Annotated in this window: 2 protein-coding genes; both read left to right on the forward strand. The window is 46.6% G+C overall.

What is annotated here, in order from left to right; genetic code table 11:
- Positions 1 to 397 (forward strand): hypothetical protein (locus QP437_RS09695; RefSeq protein ID WP_285267696.1); only part of this gene is annotated, 397 nt, incomplete at its 5' end.
- On the forward strand, positions 394 to 612 hold a 219-nt coding region (locus tag QP437_RS09700; RefSeq protein ID WP_285267697.1), incomplete at its 3' end, for a hypothetical protein. The genes QP437_RS09695 and QP437_RS09700, both read left to right, overlap by 4 nt.

A 612-nucleotide genomic window follows, 5' to 3' on the forward strand; every position in this document is an offset into this window, starting at 1 on the left:
AGACCGGGCAACCTACTATGACCTGAGCGTAATATTTACCGGATGGTACATGCACCGGAAGTGCAGCCCGGAGGCGTGCGCCGCCTTTGGATTAGTGAAGGGTGAACAGTTCGAATTATCGTTAGAGTTCGTCGAGGTGTTCAGCGGCCTATTGAGTTCAGGCGTTGACCTGTACCAGCACAAATCCGGCTCCCTTGTATGGGATGAATGCGACACAATTCATAAAGCTGTGCGGCGCAAAGTCGTGAAGAAATCCCGCAACGGCTGGACATTGACGCAGCCCACAATTGAAGCCTGCCAGATTCAATTATTAAGCTGGCATTCTTCAATGATGAGTGTTTATACATTTGGATTAGAAAATCTGGCTAAACGTTATTTAGAGGTGAAGAAGAAATGATGACCGAACTACAATACCCGGCAGGAGCCACCCCTTTTCTTTTGCGTGATAGCAGGTGCTTAAATTTAGCAGAGCGCATCATTAAGCAGTGCGAAAAAGGGTTAACTCTCTATGCCGAAGGAGATAAAACAAAACTTGCCGTTGCCGGACTTAATTACCGCACCGAAGAAAAGTTTTTATCACTAAGCTACCTCATGCGGAGAGCTAATAACCTT

It is taken from the genome of Haemophilus sp. UMB1048 (genome assembly GCF_030218125.1).
Lineage (GTDB): Bacteria > Pseudomonadota > Gammaproteobacteria > Enterobacterales > Pasteurellaceae > Haemophilus_D.